Genomic DNA, 22,890 nt, shown 5'->3' on the forward strand with positions numbered 1-22,890 from the left:
GCGTATGACGTCTCAAACCCCGCAGTCCCTGCTTCAGCTTGCCCACCGGCCCGATTTGGACATTCTGGTTGGACGCTGGGCCTATCAGCCTGTGCCACAAGAACTCCCGGCAGTGTACCAGCACGTTGAGGCCGTGGCGTTGCAGGAGCACTGCCGTTTCTGGCTTCAGGACATTCGCCGCCGCACCCTCAACGACCCGCACACCACCCAATGGCTGTTGAACGACTTTTTCCCGCGTATGGCCCGGCGGCTGGACGGTCGGCTATTCATCGCCTACCTGGTGGGGCCGGCACTGCACGAAACCATTGTGCAGCGGCCCGGCTACGTGTCGGCCGAAGCGTATGACGACAAGCCCTTCGCCATTTCCTTTTTTGGCGATGAGGGCGCGGCCATCCGGTGGCTGCAAATTCAACAGACCGACAAGGTGCACTGAGCCCGGGGCAACCACATCCTCTTTTTTGTTTTCTCAAAAGGCTGTTTCTGCGTCGGAAACGGCCTTTTTTGCTTTCACGGAAATTTATTTCAAACCAAACAGAATCATAATTACGAAAGTTTCGTAGATTTACGACATAATCGTATTGCACTTATGTCCACCTCGCTCGAACGCCTCACCCAACCCGAAGAAGACGCGCTGCGCGTGCTCTGGCCGCTGCCCGCCGGCGGCTTTGTGAAAGACGTGCTCGACGGCCTGCCGGCCCCGCCCCCGCCCTACACCACGCTGGCCAGCACCCTGCGCAACCTGGAGCGCAAGGGCTACGTGCGCGCCGAAAAGCTGGGCAACTCCTACCGTTTCGTGCCCCTGGTAACGGCCGACGACTACCAGCGCCGCTCCTTAGGCACGCTGGTGAAGCAGCATTTCCAGAACTCTTACAAGGACCTGGTGTCGTTTTTCGCGCAGGAAAACAAGGTCAGTGCTGCCGATTTGCAGGAGATTATCAAGCTCATCGAAAGCAAAAAGGAGGACTAGCCATGTCACTGTCGACGTCCATCCTGCTGTATCTGCTGAAGGCTAATGTGGCGCTGCTGCTGTTTGCGGCGGGGTATTTCGGGCTGCTGCGCCGGCTCACGTTTTTCACGTTGAACCGGGCTTACCTGGTATTTGCGCTGCTGTTTGCGGCGGGGTACCCGGCCTTGCCGCTGCCGGCCCTGCTGCCGGCCGAGGCCACTCCCACCGTAGTCTTTGCGATGGTCGAAGCTACGGGGGCCGCCCCTGGTGCCGCTCCGGCGGTGCCCGTGGCCCCACCGGTAGATTGGGCCGTCGTGGGAGTGGCCTTGTACGCGGTGGGCGCGGCCGTGCTGCTGGCCCGGCTGCTGGGGCAGCTACTGGCACTGGCGCGGCTGCGGCGGCGCAGCCGGCCGGCGGTGGTGCAGGGCCAGCCGGTGCGGGCGCTGGCGGAGGCGGTCAGTCCGTTTTCCTTCTGGCAGACCATTTACCTGAACCCGGCGCAGCACCCCGCCCCCGAGCTGGCTGCCGTGCTGCGCCACGAGCAGGTGCACGTGCGCCAGTGGCATACGCTGGATGTACTGCTAGCCCAGCTAGCCCAGGCGGCGGCCTGGTGCAACCCGGCCGCGTGGCTGCTGCGCCGCGCCCTGCTCGACAACCTCGAATACCTGGCCGACCAGGCCGTGCTCGAAACCGGCCAGGTCGACCGCCGGGCCTACCAGTACAGCCTGCTGCGCCTCAGCCACGCCGCCGCAGTTCCTTCCCTTGTTACCTCTTTCACATTTCCAACCCTCAAAAACCGTGTTATCATGATGAATTCCCCTGCTTCCGCATTGGCCCAGACCGGGCGCTACCTGCTGGCCGTGCCGCTGGCGTTGGGCCTGGCCTTGGGCGCGGGCGCGGCGCTGTCGCCCGCCGTGGCGGCCCCGGCCACTCAGACTGCTGCGCCCAGCCCGGCCGTGTACTACCTCGATGGCAAGCTGAGCGACAAGGCTGCGGTGTACGCCCTCGACCCTAAAAGCATTGCCTACATCCATATGCTGGACGAGAAGCAGGCCCGTCAGGTGTTTGGCGGGGCCAGCGGGGCCGTGGCCATCGTCGTCACCACGGCCAACCAGAACTCGGACGCCGTATCGGCCCTCAACAAAAAAGTGGACAAGGTGGCCCCGATGGTGCCGGCCACGCCTGAACAAAAGGCCGCCATGGCTGCCGCCCAGGAGTATTTGCAAAAGACTTACCCCAATGCCAAGGTGAATGCCATTGGCCCCGACACCAAAGCTGGCACCGCCGCACCGCGCTACCGCGCCCAGTTTGAGGACGGCGGCCAGACCAAGGTGCAGTACTTTGATGCAAAAGGCCAGCCCGTGGGCGCCGCCACCGTTGGCAAGCCGGTGGGCGTAGTGGCGCCGGCAGCCCAGCCGGTGCCCTACCTGGCCGCGCCCGCGCTGGCTTACATCACCAAAAACTATCCCGATGCGCGCCTGCTGGCCATGACCGAAGTGCCAGCCGCCGCGGGCAATCCGCCAACGTACAAGGCCGAGCTGGCAATAGGCCGGCGACCGGTGAGTCTGTTGTTTGATGGGCGGGGCGCGTTTATTTCGGAGACGCGCTAGGCGCGGCAAGTTGCCTGGCTTATCAGAAAAGCCGTTTATTAGGACAGCAAGAAGGACGGCATGTGGAGCGCATGACGTCCTTTTTTGTGGGCGAAACGCTATTTGACCATGCAATCAATGGGCGGCGGCCCGGGTCTTTGGCGCTACTTTGCGTTTGAAAACCTTGCCCGCCCATCCATGAAAAAAAATACTACTTATCTCGGCCTGGCCACCGCGCTGGCCCTGGCCGGCTGCACCAGCACCAAGCCAGCCGCTACTGCCACTACGGCCGCCACCACCCCGGTAGTCGCAGCGGCCCCGGCCCCTAAAGGCGTGGGCCTCGATATGGCCGACATCGACCGCGCGGTGAGCCCCTGCGACGACTTCTTTCAGTTTTCGGGCGGCAACTGGCTGCGGAACAACCCCGTGCCAAGCTACGCCAGCAGCTGGGGGCCGCGCAACCTGCTGGGCAACCGCACACAGGATTTGCTGCGCAAGATTCTGGAAGACGCGGCGGCCAACCGCAACGCCGCACCCGGCAGCAATGTCCAGAAAGTGGGCGACTTCTACGCCAGCGCCATGGACACGGTGGCCATCGACCGGGCCGGCCTCGCGCCACTGAAACCGGAGCTGGACCGCGTGGCCGCCGTGCGCGACGCGGCCGGGCTGCGCGCCGAAATCGTGCGTTTGCAGGAGCTGGGGGCCGGTCCGTTTTTCCGGGCCGGGGTGGACGTGGACGAGAAGCAGACCACGCAGTACGCCGTGCAGCTGAATCAGGGCGGGCTCACGCTGCCCAACCGCGACTTCTACTTCAAAACCGATGCCCGCACCGAGAAAGTGAAAGCCGCTTACCGTGCCTACATGCAGCAGGTATTTGAGCTGCTGGGCGCGGCTCCCACGGTGGCCCGGCTCGACGCGGCCACCGTGGAGCGCATTGAAACGCGCCTGGCCAAGGCCTCACGCACGCCCGTGGAGCTGCGCGACCCGCAATCCAACTACAACAAGCTGACCGTGGCCGCCGCCCAGCAGCGCTACCCCGTACTCGACCCCAAGAGCCTGCTGGCCGGCATGCAGCTGGGCAAGGCGCAGGAAATCATCATCGGCCAGCCGGCGTTCTTCGATGAAGTGAACGCGGTGCTGAAAACCGAGAGCCTGCCCGACCTCAAAACTTACCTGCGCTGGCACCTGGTGCGCTCGGTGGCGAGTGCGCTGCCCACGCCGTATGCCGAGGCGGCCTTCCGCTACAGCCAGGCCCAGACCGGGGCCAAGCAGCAGGCCCCGCGCTGGAAACGCATTCAGGCGGCCACGGATGCCTACCTGGGCGAGGCGTTTGGGCAGCTGTACGTGGACCAGGCGTTCAGCCCCGAGGCCAAGGCGCGGGCGCTGGAAATGGTGGCCAACATCAAGGCCAGCATGGCCGAGCACATCAAGACCAACACCTGGATGAGTGCGCCCACCAAGACCGAGGCCCTGAAAAAGCTGAACGCCCTGCGCGTGAAAATCGGCTACCCCGACGTGTGGAAGGACTATTCGGCCCTGCCCATCTCCCGCGATTCGTACCTGAAGAACCTGCTGGCGGCCCGCCTCTGGGAGAGCCGGCGCGAGGCCGCCCACTTCGGCCAGCCCATCGACCGCAACGAGTGGGGCATGACGCCGCCCACCATCAACGCTTACTACAACCCGCCGATGAACGAAATCGTGTTTCCGGCCGGCTACCTCCAGCCCCCGTTCTTCGACCCCAAGGCCGACGACGCCATCAACTACGGGGCCATTGGCGGGGTGATGGGCCACGAAATGACCCATGGCTTCGACGACCAGGGCCGGCAGTACGACTCAGAGGGCAACCTGCGCGACTGGTGGACCCCGGCCGACGCGGCCGAGTTTACGAAGCGCGCGGCAGTGGTGGGCCGCCAGTACAGCGCCTTCTCGCCCCTCGACTCGGTGCACGTGAACGGCCAGCTCACGATGGGCGAAAACCTGGCCGATTTCGCCGGCCTCACCGTGGTGTATGGGGCCCTGGAGAAGCAATTGCAGCAGCGCTACGGCAACGGCCCGCGCCCCAACTACGACGGCTTCACGCCCGAGCAGCGCTACTTCCTGAGCTGGGCCCAGCTGCGCCGCACCAACATCCGCCCCGAGGCCCTGCGCCAGCAAATCGCCACCGACCCGCACTCGCCCGGCCAGTACCGCACCATCGGGCCCCTCATGAACATGCCGCAGTTTCAGCAGGCCTTCGGCTGCCCCGAGGGCAGCAAGATGACCCGCAGCTCGGCCGACCGGGCTGTGATTTGGTAGTAGCGCGAACTTTTAGTTCGCGTCCCCGCGCCGCCTGATTATCATTCGCCAAGCAGCCCCGGTGCCCGTGCATCGGGGCTGCTTTGTGCCCCTATCTTTACCCCCGGCCTTCTACCACTGGGCGGCCGTTTTTTTCCTTTTCATGAAACACCTTTCCTATTTATTGCGCGCCGGCCTATCGGCGGTGCTCCTGATGCTTCTGTGGCTGGCCGGGCCGGCAGCGCGGGCGCAGGCCCCGGCCTGGCAGATGGCCGTGGTAGCGGGACAGGGCGGCACTTCATTTGGAAGTGCAACGCCTGCTGATAGCAACGGCAATGTGTACATAGCCGGTTCTTTTTCTGGAACCATTAGCTTTGGAATTGCTACCCTTACCAGTGCTGGTGGCGACGATATCTTTGTAGCTAAATGGAATCAGGTTATTGGCAGCTTCGTGTGGGCACAACGCGCTGGAGGAACAGCCAATGATGGGGCCGTTGGCGTAACGTTTAATGGAGCGAACGTATACATAGCCGGCAGTTTTGCCAGTGCCACGGCTATTTTTGGAAATACAACCCTGACCAATGCCTCGGCTGGTTACAGCAAGGGATTCGTGGCGAAGCTGACCGATTTGGGACTTAGCAGCGCCTTCAGTTGGGTCCAGCAGGTCGGTGATGCGGGCAATGTTGAAGTCAGAACCCTCGCATCAAGTGGAACAGCCGTTTATATAGCGGGCACATTTTATAACCCGACATTGACTTTAGGGTCCACTACACTGGCCAACTCCAGCTCTCCCCCCATTTATACCGGTTTTATAGCAAAGCTGACGGATGCGGGTAGCACGGGCAACTTTGAGTGGGCACAGCTTTGCGGTGGCAGTACATTACCAAGTCGTTTGGCCGTGAATGGGGCTAATGTGTACTTAGTGGGAAGTTTTCATGGCCCGGGCCCGGCCACGTTTGGCGCGTTCTCTATCGTCAACATTGCTGACTTGGATATTTTTATCGCCAAACTCGTAGATACGGGCAGCAGCAGCAACTACGTTTGGGTTAAACAGGCTGGCGGCACGAATGCCGACGAGGCCTTTGGGGTAGCGGTAAACGGGAACAATATCTACGTGGCTGGGGGCTTTTACAGCCCTACGGTCAGCTTTGACAATATTTCCCTAACCAACTCGGGCACTACTTGGTCTACCGACATCTTCGTGGCTAAGCTTACAGATGCCGGGGCTAGCGCTGCCTTTACGTGGGCGGTGCATGCCGGGGGCTCGTCTTATGATTACGCTTACAGCCTAGCCGTGCGTGGTCCCAACCTGTACCTGGTGGGACACACCGCATCCCCAACGGCTACCTTTGGCAACATTGTTTTGGCTAATGTCACCAATGCTTCAGGCAATACGGAGGCATTCTTAGCCAAGCTCATCGACACGGGAAGTAGCGGGGGATTCGCATGGGCAAAACACTTTGGCGGCACGGGCAACGACCTGGCATACACGGTGACAACAGGGGGTACCCAGGTATTCGTATCCGGCTATGTATCCCCCCCAGCCACCTTTGACAGCCTAACCATCAGCGCGTCGAACAATAATCCGGTCGCCTTCCTGGCTTCCCTCACCGACCCCACCCTCACGGCCACCGCCGCCGCCCAAAGCAGCCTGCCATTCACCCTCTCCCCCAACCCGGCCCGCACCACGGCCACCCTCACCCTGCACGCGTTGCCCGGCACGGCCACGGCCACCCTCATCCTGCGCGACGCCCTGGGCCGCGCCCTGCGCACCGAAACCCTGCCCCTGCCCGCCGCCGACCTGCGCCACACGCTTGACCTGACCGGCCTGGCCCCCGGCCTATACGCCGTGCAGGTGCTAGCCGGGCCGGCCGCCGCCACCCGCCGCCTCGTGGTGGAATAAACCCCGGCGTTTGCAACTCATCGGGCTTGAATCTCAATTAAATCGTCGGACCTTTGCTTCCTGATTTGGCAGCCGTTAGCCTTATTCCGGCCCTTATTATCGAAAAGCCCCGGTGCCCGGCAGCGGGGCTTTTTTGCGCCCCAACTTTACCCGATACGCTACGTATTGCCGTGCATATCTCTTATTAAAATGAAATACGTTATCAATTTTTTATCAGGCAGCCGATTGGTGGGCGTACTGCTGCTGGCCGCATTACTGCCGGGAACAATGGTCCGGGCGCAAACCCCCGCCCCCCTCTGGCAGTCGGCCCTGGTAGTGGGCGGCGGTAGCTCCAACTTATCCATTAAAAGCACGACTTCTAACCTCGGCGGCGACCTGTACGTGGCGGGGTCTTTCTCCGGCATCGTCACCATCGGCGGCACCACCATGATTAGTGCTGGCGGCACCGACGGCTTCGTGGCCAAGTGGAGCGCCGCCACCAGCGCCTTCGTGTGGGCTTACCGCTTCGGCGGCTCCGACCTCGACCAGGTAACGGCCGTGGCCCTGAGCGGGGCCCGCGTATACGTGGCCGGCACCTTCATCAGCCCCACCGCCGCCTTCGGCAGCACCAACCTGACCAACTACGGCAGCGCCAACTCCGTGACCACCGATGCCTTTGTGGCCCGCCTCACCGATGCCGGCTCCTCAGCCACTGTGGATTGGGCGCAGCAGTTTGGCGGCACCAGCCAGGACGTGGCCAATGCCCTGGCCGTGGCCGGTAGCAGCGTATTTGTGGGCGGGCAGTTTGGCAGCGCCACGGCCCAGTTCGGCAGCACCACGCTGGCCAGCTCCAACGCCGGCACAGGCTACGACGGCTTCGTGGCCAAGCTGACCGATGGCACCAGCAGCGCCAGCGTTAGCTGGGTGAAGACCATCACAGGCTCGGGCAGCAAGTACGTAAACGCCCTAGGTCTGAATGGGGCCAGCGTGTACGCCACCGGCTCCATCGGAGGCCAGAACGCCACCTTCGGCCCCACCACCGTCCCCAATGGCGGGGCTTCCAACGCCTACGTAGCCAAGCTAACCGATGCGGGTACCACCGCCACCTGGCAGTGGGCGCTGCGGGCCAATGGCGCGGGCACCGACCAAAGCAACGCGTTGGTCGTGAACGGCCCCGTGGTGTACATCGCCGGCACCTTTTCGAGCACGGCGCTGGCCACGGGCAGCCATACCATCACCAACGCCGGCCCCACCGGCACCACCGATGCCTTCGTGGCCGCCGTGCAGGATGCGGGCAGCACCGCCGTCTGGAGCTGGGCCCGCCAGGCCGGCGGCACCGACGACGACAAAGGCACCGGCCTGGCCCTCTACGGCAATAGTGGCGTGTACCTGGCGGGCAGCTTTGCCAGCAGCGCAGTCACGGTAGGTAGCACGACGCTGGCGGCCGGCAGCGGCGGCGCGCTGGTAGCGCGGCTCAGCGACGACGGCAACGGCGCTACCGTCGACTGGTCGCAGCGCGGCGGCAGCCCCACCAACACCACCGCTTCGTGCATCACCATGAGCGGCACCAAGATGTACCTGACCGGCAATTTCCAGAACACGGCCACCTTCGGCAGCCAGACGCTCAACAGCTCCTCGGCCGGGTCATCGACCAACTTCCTGGCCCACCTCGTCGACCCTTCCGCCCTCACCACCACGGCCACCACTTCAGCCCTGAGCGGTTCGGACTTCGCGCTGTATCCCAACCCGGCCCACGCTGCGTCTACGGTCACGCTGCCCGCCCTGCCTGGCATGGCCACCGCCACCATCACCCTGCGTGATGCCATGGGCCGGGCCGTGCGCACCATCGCTGTAACCCTACCCAGCGCCGGCCTGCGCCACGAGATGAGCCTGACCGGGCTACCCGCCGGCATCTACGCCGTGCAGGTGCAGGCCGGGCGGAACACCGCCGCCCGCCGCTTGGTGGTGGAGTAAACGCCTGTCGGAGCGCGGCGGGCCTGTCATTGCGGGGCGAAGCCGAAGCAATCCGTCCTGTCAAAACCAGATACTTCCTTTTACCAGAAAGCCCCGGCACTGCACAGTACCGGGGCTTTTCACGTCTCAGGGCTTATCACGTTGTACAGGAAGGCTTGCTTCGCTACGCTCGCAATGACAAACGCCTCGCAATGACAGGCCCGCCGCGTATTGGCACGCCCCTACCCTTCCATCACCTTGCTCTGGCGATTGATGGACTCCAGGTGCACGGCGGCCAGGTATTGCTCCACAAACTCGCTGGTGAGGCCCACCGATGCACCCTGGCGCTGGGCGCGCTCCAGCACCTCATTCCAGCGGCTGGTCTGGAGGATGGTGATGTCGTTTTCCTTCTTGTAGAGGCCGATTTTCTCGGCCACGGCCATGCGGCGGCCCAGCAGCTGCATAATCTCGGCATCGAGCTGGTTGATTTGCTCGCGCAGGCCCGAAAGAGCGGTGAGGAACTCGCGCTGGTCGGTGGTTTCGTGGCGCCACACTAGGTCCTGAATCAGGTCGCGCAGCACCTCCGGGGTGATTTGCTGCTTGGCGTCGCTCCAGGCGTGGTCGGGGTCGATGTGGCTTTCAATCATGTTGCCATCGAAGCCCAGGTTGAGGGCCTGCTGGGCCACGGCGAAGAGCGTGTCACGCCGGCCGCAGATGTGACTGGGGTCGCAGAGCAGCGGCATCTCGGGCATGCGGCGCTTCATTTCGATGGGCAGGTGCCACATCGGTGCGTTGCGGAAATCGGTGTTGCCGTAGCTCGAAAAACCCCGGTGAATGAGGCCCACGTGCGTAAGGCCGGCCTTTTGCAGGCGCTCCACGGCGCCTACCCACAGCTCCAGCTCGGGGTGAATGGGGTTTTTCACCAGCACCGGCACGTCCACGCCGCGCAGCACGTTGGCAATTTCCTGCACCGAAAACGGGTTGCCGGTGGTGCGCGCGCCCACCCACAGAATGTCCACGCCGAAGGCCAGGCAGTCTTCCACGTGCTTGGCCGTGGCCACTTCCACGGCAATGGGCAGGCCGGTCAGCTCGCTGGCTTTCTTGAGCCAGGGCAGCCCCTTGGTGCCCACGCCCTCGAAGCCGCCGGGCTTGGTTCGGGGCTTCCAGATGCCGGCGCGCAGGGCCTGCACCTTGCCGGTAGCGGCCAGCCGCTGGCAGGTTTCAAGCACCTGTTCCTCCGTCTCGGCCGAGCACGGCCCGGAGATGAGATAGGGCTTGTCGTCGGGCTGACGGTTGAAGAGGGCGGATTTCATGGTTGGATTCATAGGAGACGTTGTTAGTATTGATTGATTGACTGATTATGGCCGTCATGCAGAGCGTAGCGAAGCATCTTGCCCGCCACCACTAATCAATGCCGTTGCAACGAAGCGGTAAAGATGCTTCGCTGCGCTCTGCATGACGTTCTTTCATTTATTCTCACAGCCTTCACGGCAGAATCTTCCGAATGTGATTAGCCTGCCGAATCTGCTCGGCCAGCCCGTCGTAATCTTCCCGCGCCAGCAGCTCACGCAGGTGTTGTAATTGATGCAAATGTTCATCGAGCACATCCAGCACGTTGAGCCGGTTTTGCCGAAAAATGGGCACCCACGTAGCCGGTGCGCTCTTCGCCAGCCGCACCGTCGACTCGAACCCGCCGCTGGCCAAATCGAAGATGCGCTGCTCTTCCTTTTCCTTCTCCAGCACCGTGAGCGCCAGCGCAAACGAAGTGATGTGCGAGATGTGCGACACGTAGGCCGTGTGCACGTCGTGGTCGGCGCCGTTGAGGTACAGCAGCCGCATGGGCAGCGCCTGAAACAGCTTTTCGACCAGCTGCACGGCGTCGGCATCGCTGTGCTCCACATCGCAGAGCACCACCGTTTTCCCCTCAAACAACCCCGAAACCGCCGCTTCCGGCCCCGAGTGCTCGGTGCCGGCCATGGGGTGCGCGGCTACGAAACGGCCCCGGTTCGGGTGCCCCGCCACCGCCGCCAGCAGTGCCTGCTTGGTCGAGCCCACGTCGATAACCACCTGCTGCGGCGTGATGATATCCAGCACCGGCGGGAGCACGGCCACCATAGCGTCCACAGGCACGGCCACCACCACGAGGTCGGCGCGGCGCACGGCCGCCGTCAGGTCAGTTTCGATTTCATCGACCAGCCCCAGCTCCAACGCGCGGCGGGCATGGGCCGGGCTGCTTTCTACGCCGATGAGGTGTTGCGCCAGGCCGTGTTGCCGCAGGCTGAGCGCCAGCGAGCCGCCGATAAGGCCTAATCCGATTACAGTAACATTCATGATTTGACAGACTGAACAGTAGCTTGAATGCGCTCCAGCGCCTCGCGTAGCAGCGCCTCGGGCTGGCACAGGCTGGCGCGGATGTAGCCATTACCATTGCTCCCGAAAATGCCGCCCGGCGTGAGGAAAACCCGCGCCTCGGCCAGCACGGCATCGCTCAGGGCGTAGCCATCGGCATAGCCGGCCGGCACCGCCGCCCAGATGAACAAGCCCGTCTGGCCGGGCGCGGGCGCGCAGCCCAGGGCTTGCAGCAGCTCGACTACCAATTCGCGGCGGGCGCGGTAGGTGGCGTTTAGTTCATGAAACCAGTCATCGCCCAGCGCCAGGGCGGCCACCGCCGCCTGCTGCACCGGCAGAAACATGCCCGAATCCATGTTGCTCTTGAAGCGGAGGACGTCGGCAATAACGTCGGCTCGCCCGGCCAGCAGGCCTACGCGCCAACCCGCCATGTTGTGGCTCTTGCTGAGCGAGTTCAGCTCGACAGCTACTTCGCGGGCACCGGGCACGGCCAGCAGGCTCACGGGCGGCGTTTCGTTGAGGATGAAGCCGTACGGGTTATCGTGCACCAGCAGAATATCCTGGGCCTTGGCAAAAGCCACCAGACGCGTGAGAAACGGTAAACCGGCGGCCGTGCCGGTGGGCATGTGCGGGTAGTTCACCAGCATGAGCTTCACGCGGGAGAGGTCGGTTTGGGCCAGCGCATCCAAATCAGGCAGCCAGCCCGTGGCTTCGGTCAGGTCGTACTCGCGCACCTCGGCCCCGCAGATTTCGGCCACAGCGCGGTAGGTCGGGTAGCCGGGATTGGGAATGAGCACGGCATCGCTCGCTTCCAGAAACGTCATGCCGATGTGCATCAGGCCTTCCTTCGAGCCCAGCAGCGGCAGAATTTCCGTGGCCGGGTCCAGCGTCACGCCGTAGTGGCGCTGGTAGAAATCGGCCATCGCGCCGCGCAGGGCCGGCGTGCCCTGGTAGCTCTGGTAGCCGTGCGCGCCGGGCTGCGCCGCCGAAGCAGCCAGCGCCGCAATCACGCTGGGGTGCGGCGGCAAATCGGGGCTGCCGATGCCCAGGCTGATGATGTTGGCTCCGGCCGCGTTGAGGGCGGCCAGCTCGCGCAGCTTGCGCGAGAAGTAGTATTCGCCGGTGTGGGCCAGGCGGCTGGCAATGGAGATATTCATGGGGTAGTTATATGGGCCTTTTGTCATTGCGAGTGAAGCGCAGCGGAACGCGGCAATCTTTCCTCTCTTAAGTGACTAATTTCCTATTGTGATAAAGTCATTTTTATAGTGGCCGAAGCTTGAATCAGGTCTTGTCACGGCTCAAGGCTAGTCGCTCAAGAGAGGACGGATTGCTTCGTCGTTCCTCCTCGCAATGACAGACGGCCCACTACTTTCCGCTCGCAATAACAGGTCCTCCCCCATCGCCTCGGCCATGCTGCCGCGCCGGTAGGCTCCCAGCACCCGCAGCTCATCCGTCACGGGCTCCAAATCCCGCAGCAGCGCCTCTAGCTGGCCCATTTTATCGAATTCCACATCGGCATGAAAGCCGTAATGCCAAGGTTGTCCGGGACGGGGGCACGATTGCAGCTTGCTCAGATTCAGCCCCAGCGCCGCTACACGGCTGAGCACGGCGGCCAGACTGCCCGGTGCGTGCGGCGCGCAGAAATAGAGCGACGCTTTATCGGCCTGTGGGTCAGCGGTAGCCGTTTCGGCGCGCTCCAACACCAGGAAACGGGTGTAGTTGTGCGGGTCGTCGTGGATGGCGGGGGCCAGAATTTGCAGGCCGAATTGCTCGGCGGCCTGGGCGCCGGCTACTACGGCCACGCCGGGAGTGCGCTGCTCGGCCAGGAGTTGGGCGCTGTGGCCGGTGTCGTCGGTTTCCACCAACTTCCAGTGCGGGTGGCGGTCAAGAAACTCGCCGCACTGGCGCAGGGCCATGGGGTGCGAATGCACGGCCTGCACCTCCGCCAGCGTAGTGCCGGGCAGCGCCAGCAGGTGCTGATGAATGGGCAGGTACACCTCGCCGGTCACGCGCACGGCGTGGCGCTCCAGCAGCAGGTAGTTGGGCAGGATGCTGCCGGCCAGCGAGTTTTCCATGGCCATCAGGCCGGCCTCGGCGGTGCCATTCACGACGTGCGCCACCACCGCGCCGAAGGTGGCGCAGGGCAGCAGCGCCGGCTGCGCCCCGAAATAACGCCGGGCCGCGACTTCGTGGAAACTTCCCTGGAAACCTTGAATGGAAACGTGCTGAGGCATGATGTGTGTGATTATTGGGCAATAAAAAAGGGCCTCCGTTGTGCGGTGGCCCTGGGCTTGTTGGGAGACAGTGCGGTGGTTAACACTGGCAACAAAGGGCCGGCTTCTTCGGGTAGAAGAAGTAATAAGCGTAATAAAAAAAGACGTTTTGCAGAGTAGGCATCGAAAAACCGGGCATTAAAAAAGCGCCTCCCGAAGAACGAGCGGCGCTGGAGAAGTTTGTGGGGGTTAGCTACAAACGGCGGCTCGTTCTACGCGGTGGCGTAGAAGTAATAGTAGCCAAAAAAATAGCGCGTCTGGAGCATGATTGGGTGCGTTTGCGGCTGCAAGGTAAGGATGGATTCGGGAAAAGCAAATTTGCTGCGGGGTTCGGAAAAGAATACCGCGGCCCGTCATGCAGAGCGCAGCGAAGCATCTTTACCGCAGTAGTAAACTCATTTGATTGAATTACTTGTGCGGTAAAGATGCTTCGCTACGCTCTGCATGACGTTCTATTTTTCCCGCACCTGCCTGCATCCCACCATAACCCAAACGCCCCAAAATGGGTTTATTCAGCTTCACATCTCCTCTGGCATCCCGTTTATGATTAAGCTATTTGAACCCCTCGCCCTGCGCAGCGTCACCCTAAAAAACCGCATCGTGGTATCGCCCATGTGCCAGTACAGCGCCGAAGACGGCTTTGCCAACGACTGGCACCTGGTGCACCTGGGCAGCCGGGCCGTGGGCGGGGCCAGCCTCGTTATTCAGGAGGCCACGGCCGTGTCGCCCGAGGGCCGCATCAGTCCCCAGGACCTCGGCATCTGGAAAGACGAGCACCTGCCCATACTCCAGCGCATCAACGCCTTCATCACGGGGCAGGGCAGCGTGCCCGGCGTGCAGCTGGCCCACGCGGGCCGCAAGGCCAGCACCTACCGGCCGTGGTCGGGCGAGGGAATGGTGGCCGAAAGCGAAGGCGGCTGGCCGGTGGTCGGCCCTACTGATATCCAATTCAACGACCATTACCCGGTGCCGACGGCCCTCGATGCAGCCGGGATTCAGAAGGTGATTACGGATTTCCGGGCTGCTGCCCAACGGGCGCTTAATGCGGGCTTCAAAGTAATTGAGCTGCACGCGGCCCACGGCTACCTGCTGCACCAGTTTCTGTCGCCGCTGAGCAACCAGCGCACCGACGAATACGGCGGCACCTTCGAAAACCGCATCCGGCTGCTGCTGGAGGTGGTGGCCGCCACCCGCGAGGTGTGGCCCGACGACCTGCCGCTCATCGTGCGCCTTTCCGCCACGGATTGGACCGAAGGCGGCTGGAACGCCGACGAATCAGTGCAGCTGGCGGCCATGCTTAAGGTGCGCGGCGTGGACCTGATTGACTGCTCCACGGGCGGCAACGTGCCCAAAGCCCCCATTCCCGTGGGCCCCGGCTACCAGGTGCAGTTTGCCGAACGCATCAAAGAAGAAACCGGGATTCTGACCGGCGCGGTGGGCCTCATCACCACCCCGGCCGAGGCCGAAGCCATTGTGGCCAGCGGCCAGGCCGACATTGTGCTGCTGGCACGCGAGTTTCTGCGCGAGCCGTATTTCCCGCTCTTCGCGGCGCAGGACTTGGGTGCGGAGGTGCAGTGGCCGGCGCAATACGAGCGCGCCAAGCCGCGCGTGGCTTCGGCTGCCGGACCGCGGTAGAAGTAGGGTGCGGGGTCGTACCCGGTAGGGCGAGCCCCGCACCCTACATTTTTACCCATTTCGCCGTCACCAGCAACTGGCCCAGGTGGCGCGTGGTGTGTTCAGCCGCGTGTACCAGCAGGCCGATGACGGTGGACGGCAGCATCGCCCGGCCCACGCCGCGTACTTCCGGCAGCTTGGTTTCATCGGTGGCCCGAAGCTGCGCCAACGCGCTATCAACCTGCGTACTGAAGCGCTGCACCAATTTCTGCACCGTATCAGCTTCAATAGGCAATGGTGGATTTTCTGCTGCCAAAGCTGCCGACTGCCCCTCTGAAAGCGCCTCACCCCGGGCGTAGGTGAAGGTGCGGTCGAGCACGCCGGCCAGGTGCTGGAGGTGAAAACCCACCGAGGCCACGCCGCCGGGCCGCTCGTTGAGCAGCGCAGCCGGGAAATCCTGCATCGCCGCATTCAGCTCTTCGCGGGCTTGCAGCAGGGCGTGGGCTACGGGCTGGAGCAGCGGCGGCACATCGGGCAGCGGGCCGCGCAGCCAGACTTCGCGGGTTTCGGGCGGTGGAGCGGATGGGAACGTTGGGCTACTCATTGGGTGTACAGTATTCGGAGCGGCTGCTTAGGCCGTACTTTTGTGATTATGTCAGGTATTAACGATGCGCTGCGCGCTGCGGCCGACCAGTTCGGCACCCCTCTTTACGTGTACAATGCAGCCACCATCACGGGGCAGTATAAAAAACTGGTGAAAGCCTTCGCGGGCCATAAAACCCGGTTTTTCTACGCGTGTAAGGCGCTGAGCAACGTGGCCGTTCTGCGCCACATCCACAGCCTGGGGTCGGGACTTGACTGCGTGAGCATCAACGAGGTACGTCTGGGGCTGCATGTGGGCTTCGCGCCGGAAAACATTCTGTTTACGCCCAACAGCGTGACGTTTGAGGAATTGGTGGAAGCCAAGGAGCTGGGCGTAAATCTGAACATCGATAACATCTCGCTGCTGGAGCGGTTCGGGGCCACGTTTGGCGGCTCCTACCCGGTGTGTGTGCGCCTAAACCCGCACATTGAGGCGGGTGGCAACTATAAGATTCAAACCGGCCACATCGACTCCAAGTTTGGCATTTCGATTCATCAGATGCGCCACCTGGAGCGCGTGGTGAAGGGCACCGGCCTGCACGTGCGCGGCCTGCACATGCACACGGGCTCCGAAATCAAGGACGTGGGCGTGTTCCTGCGCTCGCTCGAAATTTTGTTCGACGCCGCCGGCCGCTTCCCCGACCTCGACTTTCTGGACCTCGGCTCGGGCTTCAAAGTGCCTTACAAGCCCGGCGACCCCGAAACCGACGTGGCGACCCTGGGCAAGCAGGTGGCCGAGGCGTTCAAAACCTTCGAGAAAGAATACGGCCGGCCGTTGGAATGCTGGTTCGAGCCCGGCAAGTACCTGGTGAGCGAATCCGGCTACCTGCTGGTGAACGTGGCCGTGGTGAAGCAAACCACCGCTACCGTGTTTGCGGGCGTGAACTCGGGCTTCAACCACCTCATCCGGCCCATGTTCTACGACAGCTACCACCACATCAGCAACCTGACCAACCCCAAGGGTTCGGAGCGGCTGTACACGGTGGTGGGCAACATCTGCGAGACGGACACCTTTGCCTGGGACCGGCTGCTGCCCGAAATTCACGAAAACGACCTGCTGGCCTTCCACAACGCCGGGGCCTATGGCTTCGAGATGAGCAGCAGCTTCAACTCGCGCACCCGCCCCGCCGAAGTGCTGCTCACCGAAGCCGGCGAGCTGCGCCTCATCCGCAAGCGCCAGACGTTTGAGGACCTGCTGGCCGGGCAGGTGGACGTGGCGGCCGAAGCGCCGGCCCAGCCGGTGCCGGCGGCCTAGCGTTGACTGGGCCGAGCCCACAAGACGCAGGGCCGAATATTCAATACTCGCTATTTTTGCTATCTTAGCATCGCCTTTCCACCTGCCGCTGGCGGGCGGAAAAGCGACGGTTCGATGGTTCACTAGCGGTTTTTCGGCTATGGCTTCTACTGCCGTAATGATGCGCTCCGCTTTGCGGCATTCGCGCCGGGGCCTGGTGGTGCGCCTGTTGCAGCTGCTGCTGGCGCTGGGCGTCGCGGTCCTTTTTTACCTATTGGCCCCGCCTGATTTTAAGTTTAGTACCCGTTTTCTCGTGGCTTGGGATGGGTTTGTGGTGAGCATTCTGACCATCAGCTGGAAAACCATTCTGCAGACGCACTTCGCCGATATGCGAAGTATTGTGAAGTCGCTGCATCCCAGCCGTACCTGGGCATTGCTCCTGGTAGTTGTATTCTTATGCTGCACCGTCTGCATCGTGGCCGTGCTGCTGCTGCTGCACGACATCCGGCAGCTGCCCATCGAAGAGCGCGTCGAGCACATCCTGGTATCGGCCGTGGCCATCGTGGGCACCTGGTGCCTGATGCACACACTGTTTGCGCTGCATTATGCCCACACCTACTTCAGTCTGTTGCCCGACATACAGGAAAATGCCTGGCAAACCGGGCTGGTATTCGCGGGCGCGCCGCCCACCTCCTATTGGGATTTTGTCTACTTCGCCTTCGTGGTGGGAATGACAACCCAAACCTCCGACGTCACCGTCACCACGATACGCATGCGGCGGTTAGTACTGTTCCACAGCATGTTATCTTTTGCCTTCAACACTACTATTCTGGCGCTGAGCATCAACATTATCTCGGGCCTGCTATGAGGGCGGGGGCGGCTGAAGCGCCGCGCTGCCAGCTTTAGGCCAACAGCCAGACCACCGCTGCTTCCTCGGCCTCGAAGGTGCGGTAAGTGTGCGGCAAGTCCCGGGAGGCCAGGATAAACTGATTGGTGGCCAGCCGGGCAAATACGTTGTGTGCCACTAGGATAGCGCCGAAACGATAGCCGCTTTCCCGCACGGCGCGGGGCAGCCATTCGTTGGTCATCCAGGCCAGCTCGCCGGGGTCGAAGGGGGCCATTTCGCGCTGGTCGACCAGCATTTTGCTCCACTGCCGCCGGGCCATCGCCTGGGCCGTGTGCGTAAGCAAGGCCCTGAACTGCGTCGCCTCACGCAGGCCCGAGCGGTATTCCAACCGCACGTAGCCCTCGGGCTCCTCCCAAATGCGGCCAACGCTGTTTTCGAAATAAAGGGAACGGGTGGGCTTACGCATCAACTGATTACAAACAAGGCTACGACCTCAGGCTCCGCCCACCGATGCAAAGCATTGGCGGCAAAGCAGGTCGCACGCCTCAACCACCAACCCCGGGCAGAGGTTATGAACCCGGCGCTTTTTTGCGGTTAACCGTTCCAGCTCCCGAATGCGCCGCGCTGGTAGTCGCGGTAGGCTTGCTGAATCTCGGCCTCCGTGTTCATCACAAACGGCCCTGCCGATACCACGGGCTCGCCAAACGGCTGGGCGTGGCCCAGCAGCACCACACTTGCCTCGTGGGCGGCAAGGGTCAGCTCATCGCCATCGTGGTTGAATTCGACCAGTTGCAGGGCCTTGGTTTCGGTGTCATTCACGCGCAGCGTGCCGCGCACGGTGTAGAAAAAGATGTTGCGCGCCGCCGCAATGGGCAGCGTGACGCGGCTGCCAGCCGGCAGCTCCAGCCAGGCCAGCGCCACATCGGCCAGCGGCTGCACGGCCCCGGCAGTGCCTGCCCACTCGCCCGATACGGCGTGGATAACCACGCCGCCGGCCAGCGCCACAGTCGGAATCTCGTCTTTTTGCAGCCCGATGTAGCGCGGGGCCGTCATCTTGTCCTTGGCCGGCAGGTTCACCCACAACTGCAGAATTTCGAGCGGCCCGCCGTGGGCTTTGAAATTGTCGGAGGAAACTTCGGCGTGAATCAGGCCGCTGCCGGCCGTCATCCACTGAATGCCGCCGGCCTCAATCACGCTTTCGTGCCCGCTGCTGTCCTTGTGCAGGATGTCGCCTTCGAGGATAAACGTCACCGTCTCGAAGCCCCGGTGCGGGTGTGGGCCAAAGGGAAGGCCCCGGTTTTTGGGCCGGTATACTTGCGGCCCGTGGTGGTTCAGAAACAGAAACGGGTCGATGTACTCGACTGAATTTGTGGGCAGGGCACGGTAGGTGGTGAGGTCGGCAATGGGTGCGCTCACGGCGCGGTGCTGCTGCTTGACGGTGCGCATAGCTGGAGGTGGTGTGTTTTGGAAGGGATAAATAATGCCGTCATGCAGAGCGCAGCGAAGCATCTTTACCGCAATAGTAAATCGATTCAATATTGCGGTAAAGATGCTTCGCTGCGCTCTGCATGACAGTCTGCTAAAGCCGTCGACCGGCTTAAAGTTTACGCTTCCTCTTTGGGCGCCTCGCCCCTAAAAGCGTCCAGCTTGGCCACGGCGGGCAGCTTCACCGGCCGGTTTTCCCGGGCCGACTGGTAGATAGCTTCTATAATGCGCTGGTCCTGCAGGCCTTCTTCGCCGGGCGTGTAGGGCGTTTTGTTCTGGCGCACGCACTCGGCCATGTGGTCCATTTCGAGGGCGAACTGGTCTTTGTCGGGGTTGCTGGGCTGCTCGGTCACCTGCTTTCCGTTGGGGGCGTGAATGCGCTCCTGCTTCAGTCCTTTATAAGGGAAAGCCGGGTCCATTCTGATACTGCCGGTTTCGGCATACACGGTGTAGCTCTTGTTGTTGAAGGAGCCGTAGCCCGTCATGCACTGCGAGATAACGCCGCTGGGAAAGCGCAGCGTGAAGCTCACGTTCTCCTCAATTTCCTTGAACCGGTCATCGCCCGGCGTGCTGTAAATCTGGGCCGAAACTTCGGTGGGCTCCTCGCCCAGTAGGAAGCGCGTGGTATTGAGGCAGTACAGCCCCACGTCGGGCAGCGAGCCGCCGCCGGCCAAGGCTTTTTTGTGCCGCCACTGCTGGTCGTGGGCCTGGTTCTGGGTGTTCATCATCTGCAGCATTTTGGTCGCGCCGAAGGTTTTGTCGCGCACCGCTTTCTGCACCTGGCGGTTCAGCGGCTCGTACTGAATGCGGTAGGCAATCATGAGCTTTTTGCCGGCCTTTTTGCAGGCTTCAATCATTTCCTCGCACTCTTTTACCGAGTTAGCCATCGGCTTTTCGCAGAGAATGTGCTTGCCGGCTTTCGCGCCTCGAATGGTGAATTCGTGGTGCATGGAGTTGGGCAGCACAATGTAAATCACCTCCACCTCAGGATTGTCCTTGAGCTTATCGTAGGTCTGATACGAGTAGCAGCTGCTCGGCTTGATGCCGTACTGCTTTGCCACTTTGGCCATTTTATCGGCGTCGCCGCTCACCAGGGCCACTGGCTTAGCGTGCTTGCTCTGGCCAAAAGCGGGCAGAATCTCATTGAGCGTGAGGTGACCCAGGCCCACCAGGGCGTAGCCCACGCGGCGGTCGGGCGCGTCGGGGTTGAAGGGTTCGGCGCCCTTGGGGTCGGTGGGCGCTTCGAGGGGCGGCAGCTTAATGTCGAGCGGGCCGGTGGCGGGCGGCGGGGCGGCTTCGGCGGCTTTATGGGCTTCGGCGGCGGCGATGGGCAGAGCGCTGGCTACGCCCACGGCCAGCAGCCCGCGCCCGGCATGGTTGATAAAATGGCGGCGCGACTCGTCGTAGCCGTTTTCGGCATCGGCGCTGAAGGCGGTATTGAAAGCGGTGTTTTCCTGGAACATGGGTTTGGACGGCGAATAGCGAGGATTTGATAGCAACTGCTTTCGCTTACGTGCCCGGGCCGGGCCAGAGTTGCCGCATGGCGCCGTGTGGTTGAGCTTAATTGCCGCTGTCTGACGCACCCGATTCCAACCACTAAAACCCTAGTACATTTATAGCCCCGCAATGGGTTTTCTTAATTTTCGACTTGCTGATGAAGGTATTTACCCGCTCGTTTTTTCCCGTTTTCGTGACCCTGGCAGCCGGCAGCCTGGCCCCCAGCCTGGCGCAGGCCCAAACGACAGTCACGCCCATCGGCACCATTCAGGGCACCGGGGCGCTGGCCACGGCGGGCACCTACACCATTGAGGGCGTGGTGACGGCCGTGTACGCCGACCTAAGCCCGGCCGGCTTCTACATCCAAAACGACGCGGCCAGCGCCGACGGCAACCCCGCTACTTCCGATGCCCTGTTTGTGGTGCAACCCAACCCCACGGTGGCTGTCGGCAACCGCCTAAGCATCAGGGGCACGGTGCAGGAAGGCCCCGCCTCGCCGTCATTTAGCCAGGCCGTGCTTACCGCGCCCACCATCACGGTGCTGGCGGCCAGCAGCCCGTTGCCAGCTTTCTCCATCATCGACAACGCCACGTTTTCGATGGCCGATGCCGAGCCGCTGGAAGGCATGCGGGTGCAGTTTTCGGCCCCCATCACAGTGTCGGACGTAGCCACGCTGAAATCGCGCGGCGAGCTAAATATCTCTCTGCGCGGCCTCGTGTACCAGCCCACGCAGTTCGTGGACCCCAACGACAACCCCGCCAGCGGCACCAGCAGCAGCGGCACCAGCAACGTGGCCGCCGTGAACGCCTACCAGGCCGATAACGTCAACAAAAGCCTCTTGCTTGATGACGGCCGCGCCACCACCAACCCCACGCCCATCCCCTACCTCGACGCCGCCACCCAAACCGTGCGGGTGGGCAGCACCGTGGCCAGTCTGCGCGGCATCATGGGCTACGGCAACAGCAAATGGCGCATCCAGCCCCTGGCCGGGGCCGACGCGCCGGCCGTCGTGTCGGTGCGCCCGCCGGTGCCCGCCTTCGGGCCGATTGACGTGAAAATCGCCAGCATGAACGTGCTCAACTTCTTTAATGGCGACGGGCTGGGCGCGGGCTTCCCCACCGCGCGCGGGGCCAAAACACTGGCTGATTTCCAGCGCCAGCGCAGCAAAATCCTCGTCGCCATTTCCCAAATGAATGCTGACGTGCTGGGCCTGATGGAGGTAGAAAACGACGGCACCGGGGCCAACTCGGCCGTGCAGGACCTGGTGAACGGCCTGAACCAGCTCATGGGTGCGGGCACCTATGCCTTCGTGAACGACGGCGGCGCCAACTCCCAGCCCAACGATACCGACCTGATTCACTGCGTCATCATCTACAAACCGGCGGCCGTAACGCCATACGGCCCGGCCCTGCTGGCCACCGTGACCGGCATTTTTGAGCGCCCGCCGCTGGCGCAGGTGTTCATCACCAACCGCACCTCGGCCGCGGCCCGCGACACGTTTGCCCTTGTCGTCAATCACCTCAAGTCGAAGGCCAGCGGCACGGGCCTCGACGCCGACCAGTTTGACGGCCAGGGTCAGTCTAACCTACGCCGCAAGGGCCAGGCCACGGCCCTCGTGCAGTTTATCAACACGGTGGTGAAGCCCGCCGGCACGCGCTACGTGGTGAGCGTGGGCGACTACAACGCCAACTACGAGGAAGACCCGATGGACATTCTGCGGGCGGCTGGTTTCGTGCTGCCCAGCCCCGCCAGCAGCGCCTCCTACCTGTACAGCGGCCTGAGCGGCAGCCTCGACCACGCCGTGCTCAGCGGCAACCTGGCAGGCCACGCGGCCGTGGAAAAGTGGCACATCAACGCCAGCGAACCCGAGTTTCTGGAGTACGTCAACGCCGGCGCGGCCACCGACATCACCAGCCCCTTCCGCTCATCGGACCACGACCCGGTGCTCATCGGGCTGAATTTCCGCACCACCGCCACGGCCACCGGCCGGGCCGCCACGGGCGGGCAAATCAACGTTTTTCCGAACCCCGCTTCCGGCGCGTTCAACCTGCGCATCAGCGGCTTCGCGGCGCAGCCGATGACGCTGGAAGTGGTGTCGGCCCTGGGCCAGCGCCTGCTCACGCTGCACGGCACGGCCGAGGAATTGCAGGCTGAAATCGGGCCGCGCACCGCCCGGCTGGCGGCTGGCACGTACGTGCTGCGGCTGAGCGGGACTGATTTCAGTCAGGTGCAGCGCGTGGTGAAGCTGTAGCTTTGCCCGAGCGAAATAAGGAAGAACGTCATGCCTGGGCTCCGCTCGGCATGG

At 62.9% G+C, this 22,890-nt stretch carries 18 protein-coding genes; 10 read left to right on the plus strand and 8 right to left on the minus strand.

Annotation, left to right across the window (positions count from 1 at the left end):
- The first annotated feature begins 4 nt into the window (after positions 1-4).
- From ACYU7Q_RS17995 to ACYU7Q_RS18020, 6 genes are all read left to right on the plus strand, one after another.
- Complete coding sequence (locus ACYU7Q_RS17995) at positions 5-433, plus strand: hypothetical protein (RefSeq protein WP_460610810.1); 429 nt, start codon at positions 5-7, stop codon at positions 431-433.
- A gap of 153 nt (positions 434-586) precedes the next feature.
- Positions 587-967 carry a BlaI/MecI/CopY family transcriptional regulator gene (locus ACYU7Q_RS18000; protein WP_460610811.1) on the plus strand — a complete coding sequence of 127 codons (381 nt, stop codon included), beginning with the start codon at positions 587-589 and terminating at the stop codon, positions 965-967.
- A gap of 2 nt (positions 968-969) precedes the next feature.
- Positions 970-2,556 carry a M56 family metallopeptidase gene (locus ACYU7Q_RS18005; protein WP_460610812.1) on the plus strand — a complete coding sequence of 529 codons (1,587 nt, stop codon included), beginning with the start codon at positions 970-972 and terminating at the stop codon, positions 2,554-2,556.
- Positions 2,557-2,733: 177 nt separating this feature from the next.
- Positions 2,734-4,830, plus strand: a complete 2,097-nt coding sequence (locus ACYU7Q_RS18010) for a M13 family metallopeptidase (protein WP_460610813.1) — start codon at positions 2,734-2,736, stop codon at positions 4,828-4,830.
- Positions 4,831-5,797: 967 nt separating this feature from the next.
- Complete coding sequence (locus tag ACYU7Q_RS18015) at positions 5,798-6,712, plus strand: T9SS type A sorting domain-containing protein (protein ID WP_460610814.1); 915 nt, start codon at positions 5,798-5,800, stop codon at positions 6,710-6,712.
- A 189-nt stretch (positions 6,713-6,901) separates the two neighbouring features.
- Positions 6,902-8,665 (plus strand): T9SS type A sorting domain-containing protein, encoded by a 1,764-nt coding sequence (locus ACYU7Q_RS18020; RefSeq protein ID WP_460610815.1) that lies wholly within the window; start codon positions 6,902-6,904, stop codon positions 8,663-8,665.
- A gap of 221 nt (positions 8,666-8,886) precedes the next feature.
- Here ACYU7Q_RS18020 and ACYU7Q_RS18025 read toward each other — a convergent pair whose 3' ends face one another.
- The 4 genes from ACYU7Q_RS18025 to ACYU7Q_RS18040 all read right to left on the minus strand — a co-directional run bounded on the left by ACYU7Q_RS18025 (position 8,887) and on the right by ACYU7Q_RS18040 (position 13,227).
- A complete protein-coding gene (locus ACYU7Q_RS18025) occupies positions 8,887-9,957 on the minus strand; it encodes a chorismate mutase (protein ID WP_460610816.1) in 1,071 nt (356 codons plus the stop codon).
- Positions 9,958-10,129: 172 nt separating this feature from the next.
- Positions 10,130-10,975 carry a Rossmann-fold NAD(P)-binding domain-containing protein gene (locus ACYU7Q_RS18030; protein WP_460610817.1) on the minus strand — a complete coding sequence of 282 codons (846 nt, stop codon included), beginning with the start codon at positions 10,973-10,975 and terminating at the stop codon, positions 10,130-10,132.
- Entirely contained in the window at positions 10,972-12,150 is a 1,179-nt protein-coding gene (locus ACYU7Q_RS18035) for a pyridoxal phosphate-dependent aminotransferase (RefSeq protein WP_460610818.1), read from the minus strand. The genes ACYU7Q_RS18030 and ACYU7Q_RS18035 overlap by 4 nt, the downstream gene beginning before the upstream one ends.
- Positions 12,151-12,297: 147 nt before the next feature.
- On the minus strand, positions 12,298-13,227 hold the full coding sequence (locus ACYU7Q_RS18040; protein WP_460610819.1) for a prephenate dehydratase: 930 nt from the start codon (positions 13,225-13,227) through the stop codon (positions 12,298-12,300).
- Between the two features lie 582 nt (positions 13,228-13,809).
- Between ACYU7Q_RS18040 and ACYU7Q_RS18045 the strand changes: the two genes are divergently transcribed.
- Positions 13,810-14,901, plus strand: a complete 1,092-nt coding sequence (locus ACYU7Q_RS18045) for an NADH:flavin oxidoreductase/NADH oxidase (RefSeq protein ID WP_460610820.1) — start codon at positions 13,810-13,812, stop codon at positions 14,899-14,901.
- A gap of 43 nt (positions 14,902-14,944) precedes the next feature.
- Here the strand turns inward: ACYU7Q_RS18045 and ACYU7Q_RS18050 are convergent, their stop codons facing one another.
- Positions 14,945-15,484 carry a DinB family protein gene (locus tag ACYU7Q_RS18050; protein WP_460610821.1) on the minus strand — a complete coding sequence of 180 codons (540 nt, stop codon included), beginning with the start codon at positions 15,482-15,484 and terminating at the stop codon, positions 14,945-14,947.
- Between the two features lie 48 nt (positions 15,485-15,532).
- Here ACYU7Q_RS18050 and lysA point away from each other — a divergent pair, with 48 nt between their 5' ends.
- Positions 15,533-16,777 (plus strand): diaminopimelate decarboxylase family protein, encoded by a 1,245-nt coding sequence (gene lysA / locus ACYU7Q_RS18055; RefSeq protein ID WP_460610822.1) that lies wholly within the window; start codon positions 15,533-15,535, stop codon positions 16,775-16,777.
- A gap of 157 nt (positions 16,778-16,934) precedes the next feature.
- Positions 16,935-17,624 (plus strand): DUF1345 domain-containing protein, encoded by a 690-nt coding sequence (locus tag ACYU7Q_RS18060; RefSeq protein WP_460610823.1) that lies wholly within the window; start codon positions 16,935-16,937, stop codon positions 17,622-17,624.
- Between the two features lie 34 nt (positions 17,625-17,658).
- Here the strand turns inward: ACYU7Q_RS18060 and ACYU7Q_RS18065 are convergent, their stop codons facing one another.
- The 3 genes from ACYU7Q_RS18065 to ACYU7Q_RS18075 all read right to left on the minus strand — a co-directional run bounded on the left by ACYU7Q_RS18065 (position 17,659) and on the right by ACYU7Q_RS18075 (position 20,551).
- Positions 17,659-18,069, minus strand: a complete 411-nt coding sequence (locus tag ACYU7Q_RS18065; protein ID WP_460610824.1) for a hypothetical protein — start codon at positions 18,067-18,069, stop codon at positions 17,659-17,661.
- A 128-nt stretch (positions 18,070-18,197) separates the two neighbouring features.
- Entirely contained in the window at positions 18,198-19,049 is an 852-nt protein-coding gene (locus ACYU7Q_RS18070; protein WP_460610825.1) for a pirin family protein, read from the minus strand.
- A 158-nt stretch (positions 19,050-19,207) separates the two neighbouring features.
- Entirely contained in the window at positions 19,208-20,551 is a 1,344-nt protein-coding gene (locus ACYU7Q_RS18075) for a Gfo/Idh/MocA family protein (RefSeq protein ID WP_460610826.1), read from the minus strand.
- A gap of 191 nt (positions 20,552-20,742) precedes the next feature.
- Here ACYU7Q_RS18075 and ACYU7Q_RS18080 point away from each other — a divergent pair, with 191 nt between their 5' ends.
- Positions 20,743-22,836: an ExeM/NucH family extracellular endonuclease gene (locus ACYU7Q_RS18080; protein WP_460610827.1), complete on the plus strand. Its 2,094-nt coding sequence runs from the start codon at positions 20,743-20,745 to the stop codon at positions 22,834-22,836.
- The last annotated feature ends 54 nt before the right edge of the window (positions 22,837-22,890 follow it).

The organism is Hymenobacter terrigena (assembly GCF_054776515.1).